General features: G+C 63.3%; 19 protein-coding genes and 1 tRNA gene. 13 read left to right on the forward strand and 7 right to left on the reverse strand.

Going from position 1 to position 24,500, the window contains the following annotated elements; translation table 11 throughout:
* Nucleotides 1-69 precede the first annotated feature (69 nt).
* The 3 genes from kbl to ASF04_RS18600 are packed head-to-tail and all read left to right on the forward strand — an operon-like array spanning nucleotide 70 to nucleotide 3,716.
* Nucleotides 70-1,287, forward strand: coding sequence for a glycine C-acetyltransferase (gene kbl, locus ASF04_RS18590; RefSeq protein WP_056144998.1), 1,218 nt, complete (start codon nucleotides 70-72; stop codon nucleotides 1,285-1,287).
* Between the two features lie 22 nt (nucleotides 1,288-1,309).
* The gene (locus ASF04_RS18595) at nucleotides 1,310-2,293 is read left to right on the forward strand and encodes an NAD-dependent epimerase/dehydratase family protein (RefSeq protein WP_056145001.1); all 984 of its coding nucleotides are present in this window, start codon (nucleotides 1,310-1,312) and stop codon (nucleotides 2,291-2,293) included.
* A 37-nt stretch (nucleotides 2,294-2,330) separates the two neighbouring features.
* Nucleotides 2,331-3,716, forward strand: a complete 1,386-nt coding sequence (locus tag ASF04_RS18600; protein ID WP_056145004.1) for an L-serine ammonia-lyase — start codon at nucleotides 2,331-2,333, stop codon at nucleotides 3,714-3,716.
* 6 nt (nucleotides 3,717-3,722) lie between these two features.
* Here ASF04_RS18600 and ASF04_RS18605 read toward each other — a convergent pair whose 3' ends face one another.
* Nucleotides 3,723-6,482: a bifunctional diguanylate cyclase/phosphodiesterase gene (locus ASF04_RS18605; RefSeq protein ID WP_056145007.1), complete on the reverse strand. Its 2,760-nt coding sequence runs from the start codon at nucleotides 6,480-6,482 to the stop codon at nucleotides 3,723-3,725.
* A 236-nt stretch (nucleotides 6,483-6,718) separates the two neighbouring features.
* Between ASF04_RS18605 and thrC the strand changes: the two genes are divergently transcribed.
* Genes thrC through moaD form a run of 3 tightly spaced genes read left to right on the forward strand, consistent with a single transcriptional unit; the run spans nucleotide 6,719 to nucleotide 9,683 of the window.
* Complete coding sequence (gene thrC, locus ASF04_RS18610) at nucleotides 6,719-8,197, forward strand: threonine synthase (protein WP_056145010.1); 1,479 nt, start codon at nucleotides 6,719-6,721, stop codon at nucleotides 8,195-8,197.
* A gap of 26 nt (nucleotides 8,198-8,223) precedes the next feature.
* Entirely contained in the window at nucleotides 8,224-9,429 is a 1,206-nt protein-coding gene (glp, locus tag ASF04_RS18615; protein WP_056145857.1) for a gephyrin-like molybdotransferase Glp, read from the forward strand.
* Complete coding sequence (moaD, locus tag ASF04_RS18620) at nucleotides 9,429-9,683, forward strand: molybdopterin converting factor subunit 1 (RefSeq protein WP_056145014.1); 255 nt, start codon at nucleotides 9,429-9,431, stop codon at nucleotides 9,681-9,683. Before glp ends, moaD begins: the two co-directional genes overlap by 1 nt.
* On the opposite strand, the gene ASF04_RS18625 is transcribed toward moaD, so the two are convergent.
* The gene (locus ASF04_RS18625; protein WP_056145016.1) at nucleotides 9,680-9,919 is read right to left on the reverse strand and encodes a hypothetical protein; all 240 of its coding nucleotides are present in this window, start codon (nucleotides 9,917-9,919) and stop codon (nucleotides 9,680-9,682) included. The genes moaD and ASF04_RS18625 overlap by 4 nt on opposite strands.
* A gap of 33 nt (nucleotides 9,920-9,952) precedes the next feature.
* Between ASF04_RS18625 and ASF04_RS18630 the strand changes: the two genes are divergently transcribed.
* Nucleotides 9,953-11,212, forward strand: a complete 1,260-nt coding sequence (locus tag ASF04_RS18630) for a TIGR03862 family flavoprotein (RefSeq protein ID WP_056145019.1) — start codon at nucleotides 9,953-9,955, stop codon at nucleotides 11,210-11,212.
* A gap of 87 nt (nucleotides 11,213-11,299) precedes the next feature.
* Here the strand turns inward: ASF04_RS18630 and ASF04_RS18635 are convergent, their stop codons facing one another.
* From ASF04_RS18635 to hpnC, 5 genes are all read right to left on the reverse strand, one after another.
* Complete coding sequence (locus ASF04_RS18635; RefSeq protein WP_056145022.1) at nucleotides 11,300-12,106, reverse strand: head GIN domain-containing protein; 807 nt, start codon at nucleotides 12,104-12,106, stop codon at nucleotides 11,300-11,302.
* A 10-nt stretch (nucleotides 12,107-12,116) separates the two neighbouring features.
* Nucleotides 12,117-12,725, reverse strand: coding sequence for a DUF1700 domain-containing protein (locus ASF04_RS18640; RefSeq protein WP_229205113.1), 609 nt, complete (start codon nucleotides 12,723-12,725; stop codon nucleotides 12,117-12,119).
* 147 nt (nucleotides 12,726-12,872) lie between these two features.
* Nucleotides 12,873-14,333, reverse strand: coding sequence for a hydroxysqualene dehydroxylase HpnE (gene hpnE, locus ASF04_RS18645; RefSeq protein ID WP_082488858.1), 1,461 nt, complete (start codon nucleotides 14,331-14,333; stop codon nucleotides 12,873-12,875).
* Nucleotides 14,320-15,153, reverse strand: a complete 834-nt coding sequence (gene hpnD, locus ASF04_RS18650; RefSeq protein ID WP_056145025.1) for a presqualene diphosphate synthase HpnD — start codon at nucleotides 15,151-15,153, stop codon at nucleotides 14,320-14,322. Before hpnD ends, hpnE begins: the two co-directional genes overlap by 14 nt.
* 38 nt (nucleotides 15,154-15,191) lie before the next feature.
* Nucleotides 15,192-16,043, reverse strand: a complete 852-nt coding sequence (hpnC, locus tag ASF04_RS18655) for a squalene synthase HpnC (RefSeq protein WP_056145026.1) — start codon at nucleotides 16,041-16,043, stop codon at nucleotides 15,192-15,194.
* Between the two features lie 216 nt (nucleotides 16,044-16,259).
* On the opposite strand from hpnC, the gene ASF04_RS18660 reads away from it, so the two are divergent.
* The 6 genes from ASF04_RS18660 to clpX all read left to right on the forward strand — a co-directional run bounded on the left by ASF04_RS18660 (nucleotide 16,260) and on the right by clpX (nucleotide 24,265).
* Nucleotides 16,260-17,342, forward strand: a complete 1,083-nt coding sequence (locus ASF04_RS18660) for an efflux RND transporter periplasmic adaptor subunit (protein WP_056145029.1) — start codon at nucleotides 16,260-16,262, stop codon at nucleotides 17,340-17,342.
* Nucleotides 17,339-20,446, forward strand: coding sequence for an efflux RND transporter permease subunit (locus ASF04_RS18665; RefSeq protein WP_056145032.1), 3,108 nt, complete (start codon nucleotides 17,339-17,341; stop codon nucleotides 20,444-20,446). The genes ASF04_RS18660 and ASF04_RS18665 overlap by 4 nt, the downstream gene beginning before the upstream one ends.
* A gap of 170 nt (nucleotides 20,447-20,616) precedes the next feature.
* Nucleotides 20,617-20,703: transfer RNA gene (locus ASF04_RS18670), tRNA-Leu, on the forward strand.
* A gap of 31 nt (nucleotides 20,704-20,734) precedes the next feature.
* Complete coding sequence (gene tig / locus ASF04_RS18675) at nucleotides 20,735-22,075, forward strand: trigger factor (RefSeq protein ID WP_056145868.1); 1,341 nt, start codon at nucleotides 20,735-20,737, stop codon at nucleotides 22,073-22,075.
* Nucleotides 22,076-22,198: 123 nt separating this feature from the next.
* Nucleotides 22,199-22,837: an ATP-dependent Clp endopeptidase proteolytic subunit ClpP gene (gene clpP, locus ASF04_RS18680; RefSeq protein WP_056145035.1), complete on the forward strand. Its 639-nt coding sequence runs from the start codon at nucleotides 22,199-22,201 to the stop codon at nucleotides 22,835-22,837.
* A gap of 159 nt (nucleotides 22,838-22,996) precedes the next feature.
* Nucleotides 22,997-24,265: an ATP-dependent Clp protease ATP-binding subunit ClpX gene (gene clpX / locus ASF04_RS18685; protein ID WP_019921006.1), complete on the forward strand. Its 1,269-nt coding sequence runs from the start codon at nucleotides 22,997-22,999 to the stop codon at nucleotides 24,263-24,265.
* Nucleotides 24,266-24,500 lie beyond the last annotated feature (235 nt).

Raw genomic sequence — 24,500 nt, forward strand, 5'->3', positions numbered from 1 at the left:
GAGGCAGTGAAAACGTGTCGCAATCGTACCATACCGATACCAGCAGAACCATCCAGACCAGGGACCACCATGAGCATCGACGCCAAAAACACCTTCTTCACCGGCCTGCAGCACACCCTCGACCAGTTGCGCAGCGATGGCCTGTTCAAGCCGGAGCGGGTGCTGGCGTCGCGCCAGGGCGCCGAAGTGGTGGGTCAGGACGGCCGCACCCTGATCAATATGTGCGCCAATAACTACCTCGGTTTGTCCGGCGAAGAGTGGGTGGCCCAGGCCTCGATCGACGCCACCGAACAATACGGCTACGGCCTGTCGTCGGTACGCTTCATCTGCGGCACCCAGACCGTGCACAAGCAGCTGGAGCAGGCGATCTCCAAGTTTCTCGGCACCGAAGACACCATCCTGTACGCAGCAGCCTTCGACGCCAACGGCGGCGTGTTCGAGCCGCTGTTCGACGAGAACGACGCCATCATTTCCGACGCGCTCAATCACGCCTCGATCATCGACGGCATCCGCCTGTGCAAGGCTGCGCGCTTCCGCTACGCCCATAACGACATGGCCGACCTGGAAAAGCAGCTGCAAGCGGCCGCCGGCAAGCGCCATAAAGTCATCGTCACCGACGGCGTGTTCTCGATGGACGGCACCATCGCCCAACTGGACAAGATCTGCGACCTGGCCGACCAGTACGGCGCGCTGGTGATGATCGACGAATGCCACGCTTCCGGCTTCATGGGCGCTACCGGCCGTGGCACGCACGAACACCACAACGTGATGGGCCGCATCGACATCATCACCGGCACGCTGGGCAAGGCCCTGGGCGGCGCCATGGGCGGCTTTACCTCGGCGCGCAAGGAAGTGATCGACATGCTGCGTCAGAAATCGCGCCCGTACCTGTTCTCCAACACGCTGGCGCCGTCGATCGCCGGCGCTTCGCTGGCAGTGTTCGAGCGCCTGTCGCAATCGACCGAACTGCGCGACCGCCTGCACCTGAATACCGCCTATTTCCGCAAGGAGATCGAGCGAATCGGCTTCACCATCAAGCCGGGCACGCACCCGGTGGTGCCGGTGATGCTGTTCGACGCACCGGTGGCGCAAAAGTTTGCTGCCCGCATGTACGAACTGGGCGTGCTCTTGTCGGGCTTCTTCTATCCGGTAGTGCCGATGGGGCAGGCGCGCGTGCGCGTGCAGCTGTCCGCCGCCCATACCCGCGAGCAGCTCGATACGGTGCTCAAGGCCTTCGAGCAGGCCGGCAATGAACTCGGCCTGTTGAACCACGCCGCCAAACAATAATATGCAACTCGTCAGGAACCCCATGAACACCACTATCCCAAGCGCCGATCGCATTCTCGTCATCGGCGCCAACGGCCAGATCGGCAGCGAACTGGTGGAGGCCCTGGCCSCCAGCCACGGCGCCGACAACGTCTTCGCCGCCGACATCAGCCCCACCAACCTGTACAACGCAGCGCGCTACCTGACGCTCAATGTGCTCGACAAGGAAGCGCTGTCGGCGCTGGTCACCAGCGAAGGCATCACCCAGGTGTACCAGCTGGCGGCCATGCTGTCGGCCACCGGCGAGGCAGCCCCGCTCAAGGCCTGGACCCTGAACATGGACGGCCTGCTCAACATCCTGGAAGTGGCGCGCGAGCGCGGTGCCATCGGCAAGCCATTGAAAGTGTTCTGGCCGTCGTCGATCGCCGCCTTCGGCCCCAACACCCCGGCGGTGAACACGCCGCAAACCACGGTCATGGACCCGACCACCATTTACGGCATCAGCAAGCTGGCCGGCGAACGCCTGTGCGAGTATTACTTCATCAAGTACGGTGTGGACGTGCGCAGCATCCGCTATCCGGGCATCATCAGCTTCAAATCGCCTCCGGGCGGCGGCACCACCGATTACGCCATCGCGATCTTCCACTCGGCGCTGCGCGGCGAACGCTACGAATGCTTCCTCGGCCCGCACACCACGCTGCCGATGATCTACATGCCCGACGCCATCCGCGCCACCATCGAACTGATGGAAGCGCCAAGCGAACAGGTGAAAGTGCGCTCGTCCTACAACGTGGCCGGCGTATCGTTCAACCCCGAACAACTGGCCGCCGCCATCACCCGCGCGGTACCGGACTTCAAGATCGGCTACCAGCCCGACAGCCGCCAGGCGATTGCCGACTCGTGGCCGCAAAGCCTCGACGACGCCGTGGCCACCGCCGACTGGGGCTGGCAGGCGCGCATCGGTATCGACGCCATGGTGGCCGACATGCTGGCCAACGTTAATGTCCAGCTTGGTCAGGCCGCATAAATTTAACCATCATATAAAACTACAACGAGAGACACTGATGGACATGAGCGTATTCGATCTGTTCAAGATCGGCATAGGACCATCGAGTTCCCACACGGTGGGACCGATGGTGGCGGCGCGCCGCTTTTTGCTGGACTGCGCGCCGCTCGATGACGCCGTAGGCGTCACCGCCGAGCTGTATGGCTCGCTGGCGCTGACCGGCGTGGGCCACGCCACCGACAAGGCGGTCATCCTCGGCCTGATGGGCGAAACCCCGCAAGACGTGGTACCTACCCAGGTCGATGCGCAACTGGCTGCCACCGAAGCGGCCGGCCAGCTGGCGCTGCTGGGCGGGCACGTGGTGCCGTTCAAACGCGGCGTCAACCTGGTTTTCCACATGGCCGAATCGCTGGCCGAACACCCGAACGGCATGCGCTTCACGCTCACGCGCACCGACGGATCAACGATCAGCAAGGTGTATTACTCGGTGGGCGGCGGCTTTATCCGCGAGGAAGGGGAAGCGCAGCAGCCGGCGCCCGATACCTCGCGCCCCGTGCTGCCATACCCGTTCGACACCATGGACCAGCTGCTGGCGCACGGCCAGGCCAGCGGCCTGACGATTCCGCAGATGTTGCGCGCCAACGAGTGCGCGCGGCTGGGTAACGACGAACTCGATGCCGGCATCGACCGCATCTGGCACGTCATGCGCGACTGTATCAACCACGGGCTGGAAACCGCCGGCATCCTGCCGGGCGGCCTGCAGGTCAAGCGCCGCGCGGCGCGGTTATGGCAGCAGACGCAGTCGAACGTGGCGCCAGCGAACCACCTGCCGCACGACGCGCTGCACCAGGTCAGCCTGTACGCGATGGCGGTCAACGAGGAAAACGCCGCCGGCGGGCGCGTGGTGACGGCGCCCACCAACGGCGCGGCCGGCATCATCCCGGCGGTGCTGCGCTACTACGCGGAAGACTGTAAGCCGAGCGATCCGGTCACCGGCATCCGCGACTTCATACTCACGGCAGGAGCCGTCGGCATGCTGTGCAAGCGCAACGCCTCGATCTCGGGCGCCGAAGTCGGGTGCCAGGGCGAGGTGGGCGTGGCGTGCGCGATGGCCGCTGCCGGCCTGGTGGCGGCGCTGGGCGGCACCAACCTGCAAATCGAGAATGCGGCCGAAATCGGCATCGAGCACCACCTGGGCATGACCTGTGATCCGATCGGCGGCCTGGTGCAGATTCCGTGCATCGAGCGCAATGGCATGGGCGCGGTCAAGGCGATTACCGCCGCATCGCTGGCGCTCAAGGGCGACGGCACCCACTTCGTCAGTCTCGACGAGGTGATCGAGACCATGCGCCAGACCGGCGCCGACATGCAGGCCAAGTACAAGGAAACCTCGCTGGGCGGCCTGGCGATCCACGTCATCACCGTCAACCACGCTGCCTGCTGAATTTTCTCAGAGCAGTTTGCCACCTTCGAGCAAGCCCTGGAACTCCAGCGGCGCCACGGGCTTGCTGAAGTAGTATCCCTGCATTTCGTCGCAATGCTGCTGCTGTAAAAACGCCAGCTGCTCCGCCGTCTCCACGCCCTCTGCAATTGTCTTCAATCCCAGGCTGCGCGCCATGTTGATGATGGCGCTGACGATGGCCTTGTCCTCCGCATCGGTGCTGATGTCGCGCACGAACGACTTGTCGATCTTCAGTTTATAGACCTTGAATTTTTTCAGGTGGCTCAGCGACGAGTAGCCGGTGCCGAAGTCGTCGATCGACATCCGTATCCCGCGCTCGTGCAGGTGATTCATCATGGTGATTGCGCCCTGCGGGTCGTGCAGGGCCACGCCTTCGGTCAGTTCCAGCTCCAGGTATTCGGGCGGCAGACCTTCCTCGAACAGGATTTGCGACACCAGTTCCGGCAGGTCGGTTTTGCGGAACTGGGTGGCGGACAGGTTCACCGCCATCACCAGCGGGGGCAAGCCCGCGTCGAGCCACGCGCGCGCCTGGCGTACGGCCTGGCGCAGCACCCAGGCGCCGATCGGCAGTATCAGGCCGCTGTCTTCGGCGGCGGGGATGAATTCCACCGGCGAGATGTCGCCCAGTTCCGGCGTACTCCAGCGCAGCAGCGCTTCGGCGCCGACGATGCGCTGGTCGGGTAGCGATACCTGCGGTTGATAGACCACGCGCAGCTGGTCGCGCTCGATCGCGTAGCGCAGCAGGTTGACCAACTGCAGGTGGCGCGCTGCGCGCAGGTGCATGGCGGCGGTAAACAGGCGGTAGTCGTGGCGGCCGGCGCGCTTGACCTGGTACATGGCGGCATCGGCGCGCTGCAGCAGGTTTTCCATGTCGTCGCCGTCGTCGGGGCACAGCGCGATGCCGATCGACGCCGTCACTTTCAGATCATGGATGCCCACCCGGAACGGCTGGGCGATCAGTTCCATCACGCGGCGCGCCGCATCGGTGGCATCCTGGGCGCCGGCGCCTTGCAGTACGAAGATGAATTCGTCGCCGCCCAGGCGCGCCACCATGTCGCCCTCGCGAATCGCATGGCCCAGGCGCTTGGCCAGCTCGCACAGCAGGCCGTCGCCCACGCTATGGCCCAGCGAGTCGTTGATGTCCTTGAAATGGTCGAGGTCCAGCATCATCAACGCCAGCGGCGTGCGATGAATGCGTGCGTGTTCCAGCGATTGCAGCGTGTGCTCCTGCAACTGGGCGCGATTGGGCAGGCCGGTGAGGGTGTCGAAGTGGGCCAGGTACTGGATGCGCTGGTCGGTCTGTTCGCGCTGGCGTTCGCGGTCGAAGTTTTTCAACGCATAGTCGATGTCGCTGGCCATCTCGATGAACAGCGACTGCACCTCGGGGTCGAAAGCGCCGGTCGCGATGGAGTAGGCCGAGAAGAAGCCCGTGATGGCGCCGTCGCGATGCAGCGGAATCGACATGGCTGCGCGCCAGCCGCAGCGCTCGAAATGCTTGCGCCACTGCGGCGACTGCGGCGTCTGCCCGAAATCCTGGCACCAGAACGGCGCGTCGTCGCGATACGCGGCGGCGACCGGGCCGCGCCCTTCCGGCAGTGCCGGATCGACCGATATCAGCTGTGCATTGAGGTACTCGATATGGTCGCCGGCGCCGGCCACCGGCGTCACCCGCAGCGATGCCGGATCGATCAGGCCGATCCAGGCCAGCGACATGCCGCCGTGAGACACCACGGCGTCGCACACGCTGTCGAACAGCTCCTGCTCGTCGCGGCTGCGCACGATGGCCTGGTTGCACTGGCTGAGCGCCGCGTACAGCTTGCCCAGGCGCTGGGCCCGGGCCAGGGCGTCGGTGCGTTGCTGCTCCACCCGCACCAGGTTGTGGCGGGTTTCGGCCAGCCATGCCAGCACGCTGTCGCGGGCGTGGTCCGGCACGGGCGGCGGTTCGGTGATGTCGCCACGCCCCAGTCGGCGGATCTCCTGCTGCAACTGGTCCACCGAACACCCCAGCGTGGCGTCGAGCCGGCGCTTGGCGCGCCACAGCAGCGCTACCAGCACCAGCGCAAACAGGACAAAGCCCAGGCGCGCGTCATTGGCTTGCAGCGCCGTGTTCTGCACCGCGCGCAGGGTACGGTGTTCCACGCTCTCGGTCACCTGGGCGATCGGCAGCATGATGGCGGCCTTGGCGCGGTGGTAGCTGGCATCGAACAGCATGGCGCGGGCGGCAGCGAGCGCGTCGGGATCGTCGCCACCGAAATCGCGCATGGCCAGCGCCTTGTTCTCGATCCCGGTCAGGCGGTCCGATTCGTCCTTGGCGCGCGTGAGCAGGCGCAGTTCTGCAGCCGTAAAGCCGGCTCCTCGCAACAGGTCCATCAGGGGCACGGCGGCGCCGGGCTGGCGCGGACGCCGGCCGCTTTCGACGACCAGGTCCCAATACACATTGTCGTAGCCCTGCGGGCGCGGCGCGCGGCCGTCGCGGATGTCGAGGATTTCCTGGTAGTGACGGCGATATTGCGGATCGCCGGTAACCACGTAGCTGCGCGCCATGCGGGTGAGGTCGTCGGAAGACTGGCGCAGCTCTTCGATCAGCGTGCGCGAGGCGTAGCGCTGCTGGTTGGCGTGGTCGATGCGCTTTTCAGTCCAGACATAGAGCAGGAAGGCGATGGTGACGACGAACAGGCCGCCGAAACAGGCCCACAGGATGCTGACGAACTGCCTGGGCGCGGGCTGACGGGAGACTGGCAACTTCATAATGAACGGCGGCAGGCGCCTTGAAACCCTGGAAAAACTGACGTATGCAGTATATTGCCTCAAAGACAGCGAGACCAGCGCACGGGTGCTGAATTGCTCCGCAGCGTGCGTGAGCGGCCCGTCAGTACGCCATAAAACAACGATCTTCACCGCAACCGCCGTGGCGCACTATAATATCCGCTCATTTTGCAGCGTTCCGCCATTTTGTTGCCAGTACAACCGGACTTCTCTCATCTATGCAATACGTCTCTACCCGCGCCGCCTCCTCGCCGGCCGCATCGTCGAACTCCCAACCATTCTCGGACATTCTGCTCGGCGGCCTGGCCACCGACGGCGGCCTGTTCCTGCCGGCCGAGTACCCGCAGGTGACCGGCGCCGAACTCGATGCCTGGCGCAAGCTGTCCTACGCCGAACTGGCATTTGAAATCCTGCGCAAATTCGCCACCGATATTCCGGAAGCGGACCTGCGCGCGCTCACCGCCAAAACGTATAGGCAAGAGGTGTACCGCAACGCCCGTCCCGATGACGACGCGGCGCGCATCACGCCGCTGCGCGTGCTGGAAGAGGGCAATGGCACCAGGTTGATGCTGCAAGCGCTGTCGAACGGCCCCACGCTGGCGTTCAAGGACATGGCCATGCAATTGCTGGGCAACCTGTTTGAATACGCGCTGGCCAAGCAGAATGCGGAACTGAACATCTTCGGCGCCACGTCCGGCGATACCGGCAGCGCGGCCGAATACGCGATGCGCGGCAAGCAGGGCATTCGCGTGTTCATGCTGTCGCCGCACGAAAAAATGAGCGCGTTCCAGACCGCCCAAATGTTCAGCCTGCAGGACCCCAACATCTATAACATTGCCATCGAAGGCGTGTTCGACGATGCCCAGGACATGGTCAAGGCGGTCTCCAACGACCTCGACTTCAAGGCGCGCCACAAGATCGGCACCGTCAACTCGATCAACTGGGCCCGCGTGGTGGCGCAGGTGGTGTACTACTTCCGTGGCTATCTCGAAGCGACCACATCGAACGACCAGAAGGTGTCGTTCACGGTCCCGTCGGGTAACTTCGGCAATATCTGCGCCGGCCATATCGCCCGCATGATGGGTCTGCCGATCGACAAGCTGGTGGCCGCCACCAACGAAAACGACGTGCTCGACGAATTCTTCCGCACCGGCGTGTACCGCGTGCGCAAGTCGTCCGAGACCTATCACACCAGCAGCCCGTCGATGGACATCTCCAAGGCGTCCAACTTCGAGCGCTTCGTCTATGAGCTGGTGGGCCGCGATGGCGACCGCACCCGCGCGCTGTTCCACAAGGTGGAAACCCACGGCGGTTTCGATCTGTCCGGCAAACCGGGAAGCGACGGCGACGAGTTCAAACTGGTGGCCAGTTACGGCTTCAAGTCGGGCAAATCCACCCACGACGACCGCCTCGACACCATCCGCGACGTGGCCGACGACTACGGCATTGTGATCGACACCCACACCGCCGACGGCATCAAGGTCGCGCGCGAACACCTGCAACCGGGCGTGCCGATGATCGTGCTGGAAACCGCGCTGGCCGCCAAGTTCAACGAGACCATCCTCGACGCGCTGGGCGAAGACGCCGAACGTCCGCAAGGCTTCGAGAACATCGAAGACCTGCCGCAGAAGTTCGTGGTCATGAAGGCCGACGTGGAGGCGATGAAAGCCTACATCGCCGCCAACACCGGCCTGTGAGCGGCGCCGTGCACGCCCCCAAGCCGATGCTGACCATGGCCGAGGCGCTGGCGCAGATGCTGGCCGCCGCCCGTCCGGTGGCCGACATCGTGACGGTGCCCACGCTCGAGGCCAACGGCCGCGTGCTGGCCGAAGCCCAGGTATCGGGCATGAACGTGCCGGGCCAGGACAACACGCAGATGGACGGCTACGCCGTGCGCGCGGCTGACTGCATCAGCGGTCATGCCGTGCTCAAGGTGTCGCAGCGCATCCCGGCCGGCCATGTCGGCCAGCCATTGCAGGCCGGTACCGCCGCGCGCATCTTTACGGGCGCGCTGATTCCCCAGGGCGCCGATGCGGTCGTGATGCAGGAGCAGTGCGAAGTGAGCGGCGCCGACGGCGATACCGTCATCATTCGCCACACGCCGAAAGCGGGCGAGTGGATACGCCGTGCTGGCGAAGACATTACCAGCGGCAGCACCATCCTGCCGGCCGGCGCGCGCCTGCGCAGCCAGGAGCTGGGCCTGGCCGCGTCGGTCGGCCTGGCGACACTGCCGGTGCGGCGCAAGCTGCGCGTGGCCGTGTTCTTCACCGGCGACGAGCTGACCATGCCCGGCGAACCGCTGGCGCCCGGCGCCATCTACAACTCCAATCGTTTTACGCTGCGCGCGCTGCTGGAAAACCTCGGTTGCGAGATCACCGATTTCGGCATCGTGCCCGATACGCTCGACGCCACCCGCGCCGTACTGCGTGACTGCGCCAGTGGCCACGACCTGATCATCACGTCGGGCGGAGTGTCGGTGGGCGAGGAAGACCATGTCAAGCCGGCCGTGGAAGCGGAAGGGCGCCTCACCATGTGGCAAATCGCCATCAAGCCCGGCAAGCCGCTGGCGTTTGGCGAAGTGGGGCAGGCCGCCTTCGTGGGCTTGCCCGGCAACCCGGTGTCGAGCTTTATCACCTTTTTGATGTTCGTGCGGCCGTTCATCCTGCGCCTGCAAGGCGTACAGGGCACGGTGGCGCCGCGCGCGTTTACCATGCGGGCGGACTTCAATCTGCCCAAGGCCGATCGCCGCAACGAGTTCCTGCGCGCGCGCATCAACGCCGGCGGCGGGCTGGAACCGTTCCGCAACCAGAGTTCGGGCGTGCTCACGTCCACTGTCTGGGGCGACGGCGTGATCGACAATCCCCCCAACCGCACCATCGCCGAAGGCGACCTGGTACGGTTCATCCCGTTCAGCGAGTTGATGTATTGATGGCGGTTACCGTAAAATTTTTTGCCAGCGTGCGCGAAGCCGTGGGCGTTTCCAGCGACACCCTGGCCCTGCCGGCGGAAGTTAGCACGGTGGGCGACCTGCGCGAGCACCTGTCCGCGCGCGGCGACAACTGGCGCGGCGCGCTGGCCAGTCCGGCATTGCGCATGGCGTGCAACCAGGTGATGTGCGACGCCACCACCCCTGTAACCGACGGCGCGGAAGTGGCGTTTTTCCCGCCGGTGACGGGCGGTTAGCGTTTGCCCGGCCTGGTGCCGGCGCTGACGTCGTCACAGCTGGCGCATGGCATGGCCAGGCGGTAGCGGCGCCAGTGGCCGTATGTAAAAATGCCGGCGGCGGCCATGGCCCACAGCGCGGCGCTCAGGTAATCGTCGCGCGTGGTGGAGCCCTTGAACCATTCCACGGCGGCCAGGATCGCAAACAGCGGAAACGCTGCCAGCAGGTAGCGTTTCAGCCAGAACAATGCGCCCATACAGTCTCCCTCTCATTTTGATTATTGAACACCATGCAGCCTAGTGTGCCATCTTTTCGCGTCGCCGTCATCGGCGGCGGCCCGGCGGGCCTGATGGCCGCCGAAACCCTGGCGCTGGGCGGGGTGCAGGTCGATGTGTACGATGCCATGGCCTCGGTCGGCCGCAAGTTTTTGCTGGCTGGGCGCGGCGGCATGAACATTACCCACGCCGAGCCGTATGCCGATTTCGTCACCCGCTATGGCGCGCAGGCGGCGTCGCTGCGCCCCATGCTCGACGCCTTCGGTCCTGCGGACGTGCGCGCGTGGATCCATGGCCTCGGTGTGCAGACCTTTGTCGGCAGTTCCAACCGGGTGTTCCCGACCGATATGAAGGCTGCACCTCTGCTGCGGGCCTGGCTGCACCGGGTGCGCGAGCACGGTGTGCGGTTCCACATGCGCCATCGCTGGACCGGCTGGCGCAGCGACGACGGCGCGCTGGTATTCGGGACGCCCGATGGCGAGTTGACCGTGCAGGCCGATGCCGTGGTGCTGGCCCTGGGCGGCGGCAGTTGGGCGCGGCTCGGCTCGGACGGCGCCTGGATTCCGTTATTGCAGGCGCGTGGCGTGGCGGTCGCGCCTTTGGTGCCGGCCAATTGCGGCTTCGACGTGGACTGGAGCGCGCATTTCAGCGAGCGTTACGCCGGCGAACCGCTCACCACGGTGGCAATCACCTCGGTCGGTGCGGACGGGCGCGAGTTCCGCCGCCAGGGGCAGTTCGTGGTGACCAGTGGTGGCGTCGAGGGCAGCCTGATTTATGCGCTGTCGGCCGCGCTGCGCGACCAGATCGCCGCCAGCGGCCACACGACGATGTATCTTGACCTGCTGCCCGACCTGGCGCCAGAACGGGTACTCGATGAAGTGACGCGCCCGCGCGGCGCCCGCTCGCTGGCCAGCCACCTGCAAAGCCGGCTCGGTCTCAAGGGCGTCAAGGCGGGGCTGCTGCGGGAATGCCTCGATAAGGAGTCGTATGGCGATCCGCACTTGCTGGCGCACGCGATCAAGCGCCTGCCGGTGCGGCTCGTGCGTCCGCGCCCGATCGACGAGGCGATCAGCAGCGCCGGTGGCGTGATGTGGCAGGCGCTCGATGGCGCCATGCTCAAGGCTGCGCCGGGGGTGTTCGTGGCGGGCGAGATGGTCGATTGGGAGGCGCCGACCGGCGGCTATCTGCTTACCGCGTGCTTTGCCAGCGGGATTGCGGCGGGCCGCGACGCCCTGGCATGGCTGGACAGCCTGCACGGCCAAGCAGGCGACTAAACTGCTGAAACTCTGAACCGCTGACCCTGTATGCACCAGGTCCCGCAGCGGTAACCCTGTCGCGGTCGGGTACTGCGGTAACGGAGTTTACTCCCAGTGCACCGAACCCGACCCCTTGCGGCTGATCTCGCGCTGATCCGGGTTGCCGTACACGGTCAGGTTGCCGCTGCCCTGCAGCTCGAGATTGGCAGCTTTGCGGGCGAACACGTGGCCGGTGCCCGATCCCTTGAGCAGTACTTCCACCCGGTCCGCCGCCAGGTGGCGCGCGTCGAGCGTGCCGGAGCCGGCCAGCTGCATCTCCATCACCTGGCAGCTGCCGGCAGCCGTGATGCGGCCCGAGCCCAGCAATTCCAGTTCCACGTGCTGGCCGCTGCCGGCGTTGAGCGCGAGGTTGCCGCTGCCATGTAATGCCGCACTGAGCTTGCGATAGCGGCCGTTGAAGGCCACGTCGCCCGAACCCTGCAATTGCAGGTCCATGCGCTCGCCGTTAAAACCGCTGACCTTGACGTTGCCGCTGCTGCGTACCGACAGTTCCTCCAGTTGTGGCAGCACCAGCTCCACCTGCAAGCGGTGGCGCGGGTTGAGCAACATGCCCTTGGTGCCGATGTGCAGGTCACGGCCATCCTGGTCGGTGCCGATATTGGCCAGCGAGCGCTGCTCGCCGCGCACCTTGAGCGAGGCGGTGGGGCCCTGGGTCAGTATCAGATCGATCGGGCCGGTGATATCGACCACCTTGGCCATGGCGTTGATGCTGCGGGTTTCGCTCGAAAGCGAGCGGCCGGCGCTGCTGGCCGGGTTGGCGGCGCCATACGATTTCAGCATGCTGTAGGTGATGCCGATCAGCACGAAGGAGAACAAGAGCAGGCTGAAGCCGATTTTCATCAGGGAGCGCATGGTGGGCCTCTCAGTGTCCGCGCAGCAACGAGACGTTCATGGCGGCGTAGCGGCGCATGCCCACTACCGTGTAGCGGGTGAGCACGATGCAGACCAGGCACAGGCCGATGCCGCCCAGCACCAGTCCAAGGCCGATCAGGGTCTGGGTGGTGCGGGCGCCGCCGTCGAAATCGGTGGTGATGGTCATGTCGCCGGTGGCCATGGCTTCGGCGCGGTCCCAGATGCGGGCGTTGCGGCTGGCGGTAGCCGCATCGTTGCCGGCGCCGCCAGCGTCGGAGTCGCGGAACACCTGGATGCCGCGCCCGGTGATCGCCACTTTCCAGCCCATTGCCTCTTCTTCCTCTTCGCGCGTATCGAAGCGCGAATTGGTCAGCGCCATCACCTGGCGGATCGGGCCCTGCAGCGCCAGTTCGTTTTGTCCCGACAGGCCGCTGGCCGTCACCGCCACGCCGCCGATGTAAAAACTGAACGCCGACAGGTACACCGCCAGCAGCAGCGATGCATACACCGCTGCCGGAATCACCATGAACAGGTTGAAGATGGCCAGACCGATCACCGAGCCGACGGTCCGGATGATGTGGCGCGGTGGTGACGGTTGGCGGGAGGAATCGGGTTTCATGATGGTCAGTAGTTGTTGCTGTCGATGTTGGCACTGTACGCAAGAGCGCCGCGCCGCGCCACTTGCATGTGACAGTCTGCGTAAATTGCGGTACAGGCGACCCGCCAGCGCGCCAGGCCGCATGCTGCGCGACCGGGGCGACGGCGGTCAGGCACCCTTGAGCAGGCGCGCAGCCGCCACGCCGCTGCGCACGGCAGATTCGATGGTGGCCGGATAGTCGCTGGCCGTGTAGTCGCCGGCCAGCACCAGGCCAGGCAAACCGGTGGCATTGGCAGGCCGTACCAGGCCCGGGGTGCTGGCATGGGTGGCGCGTTTTTCCGTGATCACCTTGAACCATTGCGGCCGGCCCAGGTCCGGGCGCTGGAAGGCAACCGCCAGTTGCACCGCCACGGCTTCGGCCAGCAAGTCCTGCTGTTCCGCTGCGGCGCTGGCCGACGCGCTGATCACCACGGCCAGCAGGCCGGCCTGGGCCGGATCCAGCTGGCCGCGGTCGAACACGAACTGGCCCCACTCGTGGTTTTTCGCATCGTCAAGCAGGGCGTAGAACGGCAAGTCGAGCCGGATATCGGGTGCGAATTGCAAATAAACGGTGGTGATGGTTTCCGGCTCCAGCGCGATCAGGCTGGCGCAGGCAGCACTGGTGTCGCAGCCGGCGATGCCGTGCAGTAGTGCCGCTGCCTGGTTGGGGCCGGTTGCCACCACCACGCCGTTGAAATAAGTGCTCCACATGCCGCCCACGGCGGCGCCGCTGATATCGGCCTGCCACAGCCGGCCTTCGATCGAGCGCAGCGCCTGTACCTTGGCGCCGGTGCGCACCGAGCCGCCGTTCGCCTCGATATACTTGGCGGCCGCCTCGGGCAGCAGCGCCGAGAGGTCCACGCGCGGCACCAGCATGTCGGAGGCGGCGCGGCGCGCGCCCAGGCTGTCGCGCAGCACGGACAGGAATACTTGCGCGGAAGCGCGTTCCGGCGGCGTATTGAGCGCGGCCAGGCAGAGCGGGCGCCACAGCAGGCGGGTCAGGCGCGGGGTTTGATCGTAGCGTTCGAGCAACTCGGTCACCGTGCAATCCTGGTGCAACTGCCAGCCCATCCAGCGCGCGGTGGACGAAAAGCGCAACAGGCTCAGCTTGTCGGCCCGGTCCAGGCCCTTGCTGCGCAGCAGCGCCACGGCCAGGTGCAGCGGCGCCGGCAGCGGCATAACTGGCGCAACGAAGTCCATGCCGCCCGGACCGCCGGCCACGCGCGGGTAGCGCATCTGCAATGGCAGTTTCAGCAACGCCTGGGCCGGATCGACGCCGACCAGTTGCATCACGCGCAGGGTTTCGCGGTAGGCGCCCAGCAGGATGTGCTGGCCGTTGTCGAGCAGCTTGCGGTCGGTTTCGATGCGGCGCGCGCGTCCCCCGAGCACGCGGGCCGCTTCGAACAGCGTGACCTTGAAACCGGCGCGCGCCAATTCCACGGCCGCCGTGCAGCCGGCCCAGCCGCCGCCGATGACGGCAATGCTGCGGCTGATATCGGTATCTCCCTTGGCCACAAGGCGTTTTTCAGCCGCGTTGTCAGCGGCACTGTTACCAGGGTGATCGACCACGGCGCCGTCAGCCACGGACATAGGTTTTCCACGCCAGCCACAGCTTGCGGATCGGCGTGAGCGAGATGCGCTGGGTCAGCACGTGGTAGCCGTCGGCCTGCACTTCGTCGAGCAGGGTGCGGTAGATGGCGGCCATCATCAGGCCCGGGCGTTGCGCGCGGCGGTCCTGCCTGGGCAGCAGCGCGAACGCATCGTCGTACGCTTGCTGGGCGCGCGCCACCTGGAACGCCATCAATTGCTCGAATTTCTCCGAGTGGCGGGCGTTGAGCAGGTCGGCGGCGGTGACGCCGAATTGTTGTAATTCGTTCACTGGCAGGTAGATGCGGCCCTTGCGCGCGTCTTCTCCCACGTCGCGGATGATGTTGGTGAGCTGGAATGCGTGCCCCAGTTTTTCCGCGAATTGCAAGGTTTGCGGCGTGGTGACGCCGAAAATGCTGGCCGACAGGATGCCCACCACGCTGGCCACGTGCCAGCAATAGCGCGTGAGCGCAGCGTAGTCGAGGTAGCGGGTCTGGTTCAGGTCCATCTCCATGCCGTCGATGATGGCCTGCAAATGTTCCTGCTTGAGGTCGTATACCGCGAGAAGCGGCTGCAGCGCTTGCGTCACCGGGTGCGACTGGCGGCCTTCATACATGCCGGCGATTTCCTTGCGCCACCATTCCAGCTTGATGCGGGCGACCGACTCGTCGGTGCAATCATCGACGGTGTCGTCCACCTCGCGGCAAAATGCGTACAGGGCAGTGATGGCGCGACGACGCTCCGGCGTGAGAAACAGGAAGCTGTAATAAAAACTGGAGCCGCTTTGCGCGGTCTTTTGCTGGCAGTAGTCGTCGGGGGACATGAATAAAAAAGCAAGGTTGGCCTATCGAAGCCGCTATTTTATAGTGTCGCGCCCTGTAACGGGGCCGATTTCATCCTTTGCTTCATGCGTACGGCCGACCAGAACACGCCTACCCAATCGCGCCGGTCCAGCTTGGGCCGGTGGCGGAACACATCGTATTGTACGCGCTCGATCTCATCGAGAATTTTCAGCCCGCCTTGCACCACCATGCGCAGTTCGAAGCCGATGCGGCCCTTCATGCGCAGCGCCAGCGGCGCGCCACTGTGCATCAGGGCGCGGGCACGGGTCACTTCGAACTTCATCATGGCGCGCCAGCGCGGGCGCGAGTCCGGTGCGTCGAGTGCGCCGGGCAGGATGGCGTAGCGGTTCAGGTCTTCCAGCGGTAAATAAATGCGCTCCTTGTGCAGGTCGATCGCCACGTCCTGCAGGAAGTTGATCAGTTGCAGCGCGCTGCAAATGGCGTCCGAGTCGCGCAGGTTTTCTTCGTTGGCCTGGCCGTACAGATGCAGCATCAGGTGGCCGACCGGGTTGGCCGAGCGCGCGCAGTAGTCGAGCAGGGCGCCGTAGGTGGCGTAGCGGTGCACCGTCACGTCCTGCTTGAAGGCGGACAGCAGCGCGTACATGGGCGCGAGCGGCAAGTCGTACTCGCGCACCACCACGGCCAGCCGTTCGAACATGGGGCTATGGTCCGTCGCACCCCCGGCGATGCGATCGAGCGCAGCTTCGTAGGCGGCCAGGTCCGCCAGGCGCTGATCCGGCGTGGCGTCGCCCTCATCGGCCAGGTCGTCGGCGCTGCGGGCAAAAGCATAGATGGCCTCGACCGCCGGACGTAACCTTTTCGGCAATAAAATCGAAGCGACAGGAAAGTTTTCGTAGTGTTCTACCGACATGTAGTCTTAACCCAAAGCAAAATTGGCAAATTTCCGGATTAAATGACTTAAAAGTCATTTGCAAACCAGTTTGCTCGGCATATAATTAATTAACGGAAAGTCATTTATTTCCAACCCGTAATGGTAGTGCCTCAAGCCGCTCAGAGCAAGGAAAAGGAAAGTATCGTGGTCTCCTCCAGTTTTCCCCGTTTCACCCCTCGTATTTCCACTATTTATATGGCAATTGCGTGTGCCGCGCTTGCTGCCTGTTCCAAGCCGGTCGAAAAGACCGAGGATATCCGCCCGGTGCGGGTGATGGTGCTGGCTGGCAGCGATGTCGATGTCAATGCCGAGTTTGCCGGCGAGGTGCGGGCGCGGGTGGAATCGCGCCTCGGTTTCCGCGTGGGCGGCAAGATCGTCAGCCGCAAGGTCGATGTCGGCACCCTCGTCAAGCGCGGCCAGGTGCTGATGGCGCTCGATCCGCAGGATTTGAAATTGTCGCAGGCACAGGCCATGGCCGCGCTGCGTTCGGCGGAAACCAGCCGCGACCTGGCCAAGGCCGACGCCCAGCGCTACCGCGAGCTGCGCGGCAAGAATTTCGTCAGCCAGGCAGTGCTCGATGAAAAGGAATCAACCCTGCGCGCAGCGCAGGCGTCGGTTGATGCACAGCAGGCGCTGTACAGCGGCCAGTCCAATCAGGCGGCGTACGCCACCTTGACGTCCGATGTCGATGGCGTGGTCACGCAAGTCGATGCCGAAGTGGGGCAAGTCGTGTCGCCCGGTACGGCGGTGGTGCAGGTGGCCAAGGCCGGCGACAAGGAAATCGTCATCGGTTTGCCTGAAGACAAGGTCGATACATTGCGCCAGGTCACCGACGTGCAAGTGCGGCTGTGGTCCGACCCCGGGCGCTCGGTGGCCGGCAAGATCCGCGAAATTTCGCCGGTGGCCGATCCGGCCACGCGCACCTACACCGCCAAGGTGACGGTGCCCGACACGCTGGACGCAAGGCTGGGCATGACTGCCGTGGTGCAGTTCGCCTCGCACACCGCCACGCCGCAGATCAAGGTGCCGTTGACGGCGCTGTTCCACGAAAAATCGGCCACCTCGGTGTGGGTGGTCGAAAACGGCGCCGTCAAGCTCGTGCCCGTCACCGTGGCGGGCGCTGCCGGCAACGACCTGGTACTGTCCGCCGGCGTCAAGCCGGGGCAGTCGGTGGTCACCGCTGGCGTCAACCTGCTCAAGCCGGGACAGAAAGTGACCATCCTCGGTAACGATGTACCGGTGGCGCCATCGAAGGCAGTGGCCGGGGCCGCCAAATGAAAGGTGGCTTCAACCTCTCGCGCTGGGCGCTCGAACACATTCCGCTGACGCGCTACCTGATGGCGGTGCTCCTGATCGGTGGCGCGCTCGCCTACAGCAACCTGGGCCAGGACGAAGATCCGCCGTTCACCTTCCGCGCCATGGTCGTGCGCGCCATGTGGCCGGGCGCGACTGCGCTGCAAATGGCCGAACAGGTCACCGACAAGCTGGAAAAGAAACTCCAGGAAACCCCGGGCATCGATGAAATCAGCAGCTATTCCAAGCCGGGCGAGACGCTGATCATTTTGAAATTGCGCGAATCGACGTCGCCCGGGGACGTGCCCGCGTCGTGGTACCAGGTGCGTAAAAAGATCGGCGATATTGCCGGCACCTTGCCGCCGGGCGTGGCCGGGCCGTTCTTCAACGACGAGTACGGCGACACGTACGGCTCGATCTTCGCGTTGTCCGGCGACGGTTTCAACTATGCCGAGGTGAAGGAATACGCCGATTTCGTGCGCCAGCGCCTGCTCAAGGTGCCCACGGTTGCCAAGGTCGAGCTGTTCGGCGTGCAGGATGAAAAGCTGGTCATCGAGTTCTCCCACAAGAAATTCGCCCAGCTCGGCATTCCGATCGAAACCATTGCCAACCAGATCGCCACGCAAAACAGCGTGGAATCGACGGGCGTGCTGGTCACGCCCACCGACAACCTGCAGGTACGGGTGACCGGCGCCCTGAAAACGCCGAAAGACCTGGAACAGCTGGAACTGCGCGCCAACGGCACCACGTTTCGCCTCGGCGACTTTGCCACCATCAAGCGCGCCTACCAGGATCCGCCGGGCGACAAGATGCGTTTCAATGGCAAGGAAGTGATCGGTTTGGGCGTGTCGATGGAGAAGGGCGGCAACATCATCGTCCTCGGCCGGAACATGGAAAAAACCGTGGCCGAGATCAAGGCCAAGCTGCCGGTCGGCATCACGCTCGAGCGGGTGTCCGATCAGCCCGAGGCGGTCAAGGCATCGGTGGGCGAGTTCGTCCATACGTTGATCGAAGCGGTGCTGATCGTGCTGGCGGTGAGCTTTGTCGCGCTCGGTTTGCACACGAAGCCGTTCCGCCTTGACGTACGCCCGGGCCTGGTGGTGGCGCTGTCGATCCCGCTGGTGCTGGCCGTGACGTTCCTGTTCATGCGCATGCTCGATATCGACCTGCACAAGATTTCGCTTGGCGCGCTGATCATTGCGCTGGGCCTGCTGGTCGATGACGCCATCATCGCGGTGGAAATGATGGTGCGCAAGATGGAGGAGGGCATGTCGCGGTTTGACGCGGCCACGTTCGCCTACACGTCCACCGCGATCCCGATGCTGACCGGCACCCTGATCACGGTCGCGGGCTTCCTGCCGATCGGCCTGGCCAAGTCGGCGGCTGGCGAATACACGTTTTCCCTCTTCTCGGTCAATGCCCTGGCGCTGATCATTTCGTGGGTGGTGGCAGTGACGTTTACGCCTTACCTGGGCTTCTTGCTGCTCAAGGTCAAGCCGCATGCCGACGGTCACAGCGAGCACGACATTTTCGATACGCCCGGTTTCCGCCGCTTCCGCGCCGTGGTCAACTGGTGCGTGGAGTTCCGCAAGACCACCATTGCCGCGACCTTGCTGGTGTTTGCGCTCGGCATCTACGGCTTCAACTTCATCGAGAAGCAGTTCTTCCCCGATTCCAGCCGGCCCGAACTGATGGTGGAGCTGTGGACGCCCGAAGGCACGAGTTTTGCGGCCAACGAGGCGCAGGTAAAAAAATTCGAAGCGTTCGTAGGCAAGTTGCCGGGCGTGGTCAGCGTGACCAGCTATGTCGGCACCGGCAGCCCGCGCTTCTATCTGCCGCTCGACCAGATCTTCCCGCAATCGAATGTGTCGCAAATTGTCGTGCTGCCCAAGGACCTGGCGGCGCGGGCGGCGCTGCGTGACCAGATCACCAAGGTCTTCCAAAAAGACTTCCCCGAAGTGCGCGGCAGGGTGAAACTGTTGCCGAACGGCCCGCCGGTGCCGTACCCGGTGCAGTTCCGCGTGACCGGCACCGAGGTGACCAAGGTGCGCGCGATTGCCGACCAGGTCAAGGACATCATGCGCGCCAATCCGAATGCGATCGGCGTCAACGACAACTGGAACGAGTCGGTCAAGGTGCTGCGCCTGGACCTGGACCAGGACAAGATGCGCGCGCTGGGCGTCACCTCGCAAACGGTGATGCGCGCCGCCAATACCATCCTGTCCGGCACCACGGTGGGGCAGTTCCGCGAAGATATCCGGCTGATCGATATCCAGATCCGCCAGCCGATCGAGGAGCGCAACACGATTTCCGTGCTCAACGACACCAATATCCCGACGGCCAGCGGCAAGTATGTGCCGATCAGCCAGCTGGCGCGCGCGCATTTCGTGTGGGAGCCGGGCGTGGTGTGGCGCGAAGGGCGCGAATGGGCGATCACCGTGCAGGCCGACGTGGGCGACCATATCCAGGGCGCCACCGTGTCGGGCCAGATCGACCCTGAACTGGCGAAGTTGCGGGCGGCGCTGCCGGCCGGTTACGCGATCACCGTCAAGGGCGCCGCCGCCGACAGCGGTACGGCCGAAGCGTCGATTGCGGCCAACCTGCCGCTGGCGATCTTCATCATCTTCACGCTGTTGATGTTGCAGCTGCATAGTTTCTCGCGGGCGCTGCTGGTGTTCCTGACCGGGCCGCTCGGCGTGGCCGGGGCGGCGATGGCCTTGCTGCTGCTGGGCCGGCCGCTGGGCTTTGTCGCCAACCTGGGCATCATTGCGCTGTTCGGCATGATCATCCGTAACTCGGTGATCCTGGTGGACCAGATCGAGCAGGACATTGCTGCGGGCCACGATCCGTGGACCGCGATCGTCGAATCGGCCGTGCGCCGCTGCCGGCCGATCATCCTGACGGCCGCTGCCGCAGCACTGGCGATGATCCCGTTGTCGCGTTCGGTATTCTGGGGGCCGATGGCGGTGGCCATCATGGGCGGGCTGATTTTGGCGACGGCATTAACGCTGTTGTTCCTGCCGGCGTTGTATGCGGCGTGGTTCCGCGTCGAAAAGCCGGTTGCGAAACCTGCTAATGGCGTGGAATAGCGGGAAAATAAGCGAAAAATGGTGCATTAATCCGGTTGGTTTAAAAAACACCACATTTCGCTAAAAAACCCGTTAGAATATCGCGTTGAAGTTGAAAGCCCCCGAGTCTACCGGGGTAAGGGCGACCGTTTTCACTTACGGGTCGCCCTTTGCTTTTGTGCAAACATGCCGCGAGGATGGCGAAATTGGTAGACGCACCAGGTTTAGGTCCTGACGCCAGCAATGGTGTGGGGGTTCGAGTCCCCCTCCTCGCACCAACTGTATTATATTTTTTTGGACGATTTTTACATGGCAACTGCAGTCGAAACCTTGGGCAAACTCGAACGTCGTATCACGATCTCCTTCCCGCTGACCGAAGTCCGCGCTGAAGTAGAGAAGCGCCTGAAAGTGCAAGCCAAAACGGCTAAAGCACCAGGCTTCCGTCCGGGCAAAGTACCTATGAAAATGGTCGCAGCACAATTCGGTTATCAGATCGAAACCGAGGTGCTGAATGATAAAGTTGGCCGTGCTTTCAACGACGCCGCGAACGAAGCCCAACTGCGCGTTGCCGGCTACCCGAACATCGTGCCGAAGGAAGAGTCGCCAGCCGGCGTGCTGTCCTTCGACGCAACTTTCGAAGTTTACCCGGAAGTGCAGGTCGGCGACCTGACCACCGTGGAAATCGAAACCGTCAAAGCTGACGTCACCGACGTCGAAATCGACAAGACCATCGACATCCTGCGCAAGCAGCGCGTGCACTTCCACACCAAGGGCGAAGCTGGCGAGCACGGCGACGGCGGCGAGCCAGTTGCTGCCAACGGCGACCGCGCTACCGTTGACTTCGTCGGCTCGATCGACGGTGTTGAATTCCCGGGCGGCAAAGCTGAAGACTACCCGTTCGTGCTGGGCGAAGGCCGCATGCTGCCGGAATTCGAAGCTGCGACCATCGGCCTGAAAGTTGGCGAAGCCAAGACCTTCCCACTGGCTTTCCCAGAGGACTACCATGGTAAAGACGTGGCCGGCAAAACCGCCTCGTTCACCATCACCCTGAAAAAACTGGAATGGGCGCACCTGCCGGAAGTTGACGGCGAGTTCGCCAAGTCGCTGGGCGTGGCTGACGGCGACATCGCCAAAATGCGCGAAGACATCAAAGTCAACCTGGAACGCGAAGTCGCTGGCCGTGTGAAAGCACGCAACAAGGAAGCCGTCATGGATGCGCTGGTGAAAACCGCCACCCTGGACGTGCCACAGTCGCTGATCGCCCAGGACACCGAGCGTCTGGCTGAAATCACCCGCCAGGACATGGCGCAGCGCGGCATGAACGTCAAGGACGTGCCATTCCCACCAGAACTGTTCGCAGACAAGGCCGAGCGTCGCGTACGCCTGGGCCTGATCCTGTCGCAACTGGTCGGCGAAAACAATCTGCAAGCCCAGCCTGAGCAAGTCAAAGCGCAAATCGAAGACTTCGCCCAAAGCTACGAAGATCCACGCGAAGTGCTGAAGTACTACTACAGCGATCGTCGTCGTCTGGCTGAAGTCGAAGCCCTTGTTTTGGAAGAAAACGTCGTCAACTACGTGCTGGGCCTGTCGAAAACTTCGGCCAAAGGTATTGCCTTTGACGAACTGATGGGAAGCAACGCACAAGCGTAATCCAGCTAGGCTAGAATAGAGTGCAATCGGCGGCGCAAGCATCGTCGTTCCGCGCAAGCGGGGCGATATCGCTGACGCCGCCGTTCCTCCCTCTGGGCCCTAGCTGCTTCACAAGGAAAAAGAATGACTGGTTATTTTGGTACCCCCGACCGTAATCCGGCACTGGACACCCAAGCTCTCGGCTTGATTCCGATGGTGGTCGAACAGAGTGGCCGTGGTGAGCGCTCCTACGACATCTACTCGCGCCTGCTCAAGGAACGCGTGATCTTCCTCGTTGGCCCTGTCAACGACCAGATGGCCAACCTGATCGTGGCCCAGCTGCTGTTCCTGGAAAGCGAAAATCCGGACAAGGACATCTCGCTGTACATCAATTCCCCTGGCGGTTCGGTATCGGCCGGCCTGGCGATCTTCGACACCATGCAGTTCATCAAGCCTGAAGTGTCCACCCTGTGCACCGGCATCGCCGCGTCCATGGGCGCCTTCCTGCTCGCTGCCGGCGCCAAGGGCAAGCGCTTCTCGCTGCCTAACTCGCGCGTCATGATTCACCAGCCTTCCGGTGGTTCGCAAGGCATGGCGTCGGACATCGAAATCCAGGCCAAGGAAATCCTGTATCTGCGCCATCGCCTGAACTCGATCATGGCTGACCGTACCGGTCAATCGATCGAACAGGTCGCCAAGGATACCGATCGCGACCGTTTCATGTCGGCCGAAGAAGCGGTAGAGTACGGCATTATCGACCAGGTACTGACCAATCGTGCCTGATCTGCGGGCTGCGCGATCTCCGCAATATCGCTGACGAATTGCCATGAAACGCCCGGGCGATCAAACGTTCGGGCGTTTCGTTTTTATTTCGGGTAGCATGTGGCTTAGCGGACATTTCTGCATTCATGCTTGCCTCCTGTAACTAGAGAAAATTGCCCCATGTCAGACAAAAAAACCTCCAGCGGCGAAAAATTACTGTACTGCTCGTTTTGCGGCAAGAGCCAGCACGAGGTAAAGAAATTGATCGCCGGGCCGTCGGTGTTCATCTGCGACGAGTGCATCGATCTGTGTAACGACATTATCCGCGACGAAACTTCGGCCGTGGAATCGGTGACCGGCGCCAAGTCGGACCTGCCCACCCCGAACGAGATCAAGGATCTGCTCGACCAGTACGTGATCGGCCAGCAAACGGCCAAGCGCATCCTGTCGGTGGCGGTGTACAACCACTACAAGCGTCTCAAGCACCTCGGCAAAAAAGACGATATCGAACTGGCCAAGAGCAACATCTTGCTGGTCGGCCCTACCGGCTCGGGTAAAACCCTGCTGGCGCAAACCCTGGCGCGCATGCTTAACGTGCCGTTCGTGATCGCCGACGCCACCACCCTGACCGAAGCCGGTTACGTGGGTGAAGACGTGGAAAACATCATCCAGAAGCTGCTGCAAAGCTGCAACTACGATGTGGAAAAAGCCCAGCGTGGCATCGTCTATATCGATGAGATCGACAAGATTTCGCGCAAGTCGGACAATCCGTCGATCACCCGTGACGTGTCGGGCGAGGGGGTGCAGCAGGCGCTGTTGAAACTGATCGAGGGCACCATGGCCTCGGTGCCGCCACAAGGCGGTCGCAAGCATCCTAACCAGGACTTTGTGCAGATCGACACCACCAACATCATGTTCATTTGCGGCGGTGCGTTCGACGGCCTGGCCAAGGTCATTTCCAACCGTTCCGAAAAATCGGGCATCGGTTTCTCGGCCAGCGTGAAGAGCAAGAAAGAGCGCAGCAACAGCGAAGTGATGCTCGATGCGGAACCGGAAGATCTGATCAAGTTCGGCCTGATTCCCGAACTGGTCGGCCGTCTGCCGGTGGTTGCCACCCTGGCCGAGCTGACCGAAGAAGCGCTGATCCAGATCCTGGTCGAACCGAAGAACGCGCTGGTCAAGCAATACGCCAAGCTGCTCGACATGGAAGGCGCCGAGCTGGAAATTCGTCCGGCCGCCCTGCACGCGATCGCCAAAAAGGCGCTGGCGCGCAAGACCGGCGCCCGTGGCCTGCGCTCGATCCTGGAACATGCGCTGCTCGATACCATGTACGAGCTGCCGAATGAAACCAATGTCGTAAAAGTGGTTATTGATGAAAATACCATTACCAGCGGCGCCAAACCTTTATTGATTTACCAGGAACAGGCGAAAGCCTCTGGTGAGAATTAATTAAGAGGTGCACACTTATCCCGGATCGATGTAAAAATCTTTTCGCATCGTCCGGGCCAGGCAGTACAATTTAAATCAAGACAGAGCAGGCTTCCATCGAAAAGCCACGCGTGACAGCAGCTGTTGCGCGTGGCTTTTTTTATTGGATTATCAGCGAGACCGTCACGTGACTACGCTCAGGGCAATATTCTTTCATCCGTAGTATTATTTCTTGTAGTTCGGTCTTGTGATTGGG

The sequence above is a fragment of the Duganella sp. Leaf61 genome (genome assembly GCF_001421905.1).
Classification (GTDB): Bacteria; Pseudomonadota; Gammaproteobacteria; order Burkholderiales; family Burkholderiaceae_D; genus Rugamonas; species Rugamonas zoogloeoides.